Origin of the sequence: Gordonia sp. (in: high G+C Gram-positive bacteria) (assembly GCF_049299075.1) — a bacterium.
Classification (GTDB): Bacteria; Actinomycetota; Actinomycetes; order Mycobacteriales; family Mycobacteriaceae; genus Gordonia.
On sequence record NZ_JBAQWU010000091.1, the window covers coordinates 1 to 3,696 of the forward strand.

The 3,696-nt window shown below is 65.5% G+C and carries 3 protein-coding genes and 1 pseudogene; 2 read left to right on the forward strand and 2 right to left on the reverse strand.

Translation table 11 applies throughout. The features are described from left to right. Window positions 1–449: pseudogene (locus tag WAW85_RS03020) on the forward strand (hypothetical protein); the annotation flags it as partial. 110 nt (window positions 450–559) lie between these two features. On the opposite strand, the gene fbaA reads toward WAW85_RS03020, so the two are convergent. Beyond that, window positions 560–1,594 (reverse strand): class II fructose-bisphosphate aldolase, encoded by a 1,035-nt coding sequence (gene fbaA / locus WAW85_RS03025; RefSeq protein ID WP_422558176.1) that lies wholly within the window; start codon window positions 1,592–1,594, stop codon window positions 560–562. Window positions 1,595–1,799: 205 nt separating this feature from the next. On the opposite strand from fbaA, the gene WAW85_RS03030 reads away from it, so the two are divergent. Next, complete coding sequence (locus WAW85_RS03030) at window positions 1,800–2,537, forward strand: DedA family protein (protein ID WP_422558177.1); 738 nt, start codon at window positions 1,800–1,802, stop codon at window positions 2,535–2,537. 18 nt (window positions 2,538–2,555) lie between these two features. Here the strand turns inward: WAW85_RS03030 and WAW85_RS03035 are convergent. Beyond that, window positions 2,556–3,696, reverse strand: a 1,141-nt coding sequence (locus tag WAW85_RS03035) for a GMC oxidoreductase (protein WP_422558178.1), incomplete at its 5' end; no start/stop codon positions are given.

The window sequence follows — 3,696 nt, forward strand, 5'->3', positions numbered from 1 at the left end:
CTGCGGGCGCTCCGGCCGCCACCGCGGGCACGGGCCGCCGCAAACTGTGGCCGATCATCGCCGCACTGCTGGCGCTGGCCGTCATCGCTACCGCAATCTGGTATTTCCTCTTCTACGCCTCGCCGCAGTCGCAGGCGGCCAAGGCTGCAGAGCGGTTCCAGACCGCAATGAGCGAGGGTGACCTGGCGACACTCCAGGACGTCACCTGCGGCGCCGACCGCGCCTTCTACGCCTCGGTCTCCCCCGAGGAGTTCGCCAAGGCGTACCAGTCGCAGATCGCCCGCAACCAGATGATGCGCTTCCACGAAGTCACCGGCGTGTCCGTCGACGGCAACACCGCACGCGTCGGCGTGGACGTTTACAGCTCGGCCACCCCGAACGAGACCGTTCCGGCACAGGTGACACTGCACAAGGTCGACGGCGACTGGAAGGTCTGCGCCCAGCCGTAGCTGATCCTGTACGACAGCTTGCGCCTGTACGACGAGGCCCCCGCTCTGTTTTGCCAGAGAGCGGGGGCCTCGTCGATCGGTGTCGCTAGACGCGCCGAGCGCGCTCACGATCAAGCACTGATGGACTTGCCCGCCGACTTCAGGTCATTGCAGGCCTCGACGATGCGCTCGGCCATGGCCGTCTCAGCCTTCTTCAGGTAGCTGCGCGGATCGTAGACCTTCTTGTTGCCCACCTCGCCGTCGATTTTCAGCACGCCGTCGTAGTTGGCGAGCATGTGACCGGCCACCGGGCGGGTGAACGCGTACTGGGTGTCGGTGTCGACGTTCATCTTCACCACGCCGTAGCTGAGGGCCTCGTCGATCTCGCTCTTCAGCGAGCCCGATCCGCCATGGAAGACGAAGTCGAAGACCTTGGCGCCCTTCTCATGGCCGATCAGCTCGGCGGCCGCCGTCTGCCCGTCGAGTAGCACGGCAGGCTGTAGCTTCACATTGCCCGGCTTGTAGACGCCGTGCACGTTTCCGAACGTGGCGGCCAGCAGGTAGCGGCCCTTCTCGCCGGTGCCGAGCGCGCGCACCGTCTTCTGGAAGTCTTCGACCGAGGTGTACAGCTTGTCGTTGATCTCCGCCTCGACGCCGTCTTCTTCGCCGCCGACGACACCGATCTCCACTTCGAGGATGATGTTGGCCTTGTTGGTGAGCGCCAGCAGCTCCTGCGCGATCTCCAGGTTCTCGTCGATCGGCACGGCCGAGCCGTCCCACATGTGTGACTGGAACAGCGGGTTCGCGCCGTTGTTCACGCGCTCCTGCGAGATGGCGATCAGCGGGCGGACGTAGGTGTCCAGCTTGTCCTTCGGGCAGTGGTCGGTGTGCAGTGCGACGGTGATGTCGTACTTTTCGGCGACGACGTGCGCAAACTCGGCGAGGGCCACCGCGCCGGTGACCATGTCCTTCACGTTCAGGCCGGAACCGAACTCGGCGCCACCGGTGGAGAACTGAATGATGCCGTCACTGCCTGCATCCGCGAAACCTTTGAGCGCGGCATTGATGGTCTCCGATGAGGTGCAGTTGATGGCCGGGAACGCGTAACCGCCCTCCTTGGCCTTCGCGAGCATCTCGGCGTACTTCTCGGGGGTTGCGATGGGCATTTGCGTCCTTCTCGATCGACAGGGTTCGCTCGCGGGGAGATTGCGAGCTCTCGACTCTTGTTGATTATGGCAGGTCCGCACGGACCTCGGGAGGCCTCGCCCACAGTGAAAATCGGGCGGATCCGCCCGCAGCGCACATCAACGACCACCGCAGACGCCACCTCCTCAGCGATTTGCCAGGCCAATGCGGGTACGCTCAGGCCCCGTGATCGATCTTTCGCTAGCCACCACCGCAACAACGATGGATGTCGCCCTGATGCCGGGCTTCATGGACCCCTACGTGCTGATCGGATGGTTCGGCGCGTGGGCGTTCTGGGGCCTACTCCTGGTGGTCCTGATCGAATCGGGGGTGCTGTTCCCGGTGCTGCCCGGCGACTCGCTACTATTCGTCGCCGGCCTGATCGCGGCGGGAAGCACCTCGGCCGAGCACGCGCAAGCGGTCGCCGACGCGAACTTCCAGCTGTGGCAGCTGTGCGTCTTTATCCCACTCGCGGCCATCATTGGCGGCCAGATCGGCTACTGGATCGGCCGCTACGTCGGTACGTCGATGTTCACCCCGAACGCCCGTTTCCTCAAGCAGCGGTATCTCGACGAGGCGCACACCTTCTTCGAAGAGCGCGGCCCGGTCACCATCCTGCTGGCGCGCTTTGTGCCGATCGTCCGCACCCTAGCGCCGCTGGTGGCCGGTGCCGCCAAGATGCGCTATTCGGTGTTCGCGCTGTACAACATCGTCGGCGCCATCATCTGGGGCGCGGGCATCGTGTTGCTCGGCTACTGGCTCGGCCAGTTCGAGATCGTGCAGAAGCTGATCGAACCGATCTTCATCCTGATCGTCCTGGTCTCGGTGCTGCCGCTCTTCTTGGAGTGGTATCGTCGCCGCCGCAATCGCGGCAAGGAGATCCCAATCGACCTCGATCTCGGCGACGACGCGCCCACTTCCTAAGTCCGGTTCGCGGCTGGCTCAGATGGTCCGGCCGACGTCGTTGGCCACCAGATCATCGAGCGCCCGCTCGGCGACGGCGGCGATCGTCATCGACGGATTGCAGGCGGCCGTGTTACCCGGAATCAGCGCGCCGTCGATCACGTAGAGCCCGGGCTGACCGTGCACACGCCCGGACAGGTCGCAGACGGTTTCCATACATGCCCCGCCAAGTGAATGCCACGTCGTGTTGAGCACCCGATTCGAGTCGGCGAGGACGCCGCTCGGGCCAGCGATCGCGGTGGCCGTGCGATGAATGTCACGCCACTGGATTGTCGAGTCCCCGTTGGCCGGCCAGCGCAGGACGGCGTCGTCGCGCGCGGCGTCGTAGACGAATCGTCCGCGATCGCGGCTGACGCCGAAGCCGACCATCATGGTGGTGCGCAGGTCGGTTCCCATCGGCGGTATGGACGCCTGAATCACCGTGTGCGCCCGTTTCGGGTCATCCCAGTTTCGGCTACCGAAGACCACCGGGCCACCCTGCCGGGGGCCGAACTCGTCGGTGGGCGAGGTCCAGGTGTAGATCCGATCAGCGTTAGTGCCCCAGCCGGCGCCGACCGCGTCGGGGAGGTCCCCGATGGCTCCCGTTGCTTTGGCGCGAACCAGCAGCCTGGTGGTGTGCACGCTGCCTGCCGCCATCACCAGGGTCCGTGCAGTGATGATCTTGCGTTCCAACACCCGGCCGCGCAGGTCGGTCCGGTTGACGTGGATCGTCCATCGGCCGTCGGCGGCCCGGGCGACATCGATCACCTCGTGTTGGGTCGCCACTTCCAGTAGCCCGGTCGCTCGCGCCTGTTTCAGATAGGTGACGTCGACGCTGTGCTTACCGCCGTTGTTTACTCCGAGCGCGCCCGAGCCGTCGGTGTACGACCGGCGCATTTCGCCGCGCAGTTCGGCCAGCGCGTAGTTCCAGTCGATCGGCATCGGGATCTTGGAGACCGGTTTACCTGCCGCCCGGGCCCGCTTGGCGAAGACTCGCGCGGCGCGATACTCGTCGGCGCGCACTAATCGGTCCGGGGCGACGGCCAGTTGCAGCATCCGCGCCACTCGCGGGTAATGCACCCGGTTCATCCGGGACCAGTCGAGCGCATTGGGCAGGTGCTCTTCGAAGACGGCCTGCGCG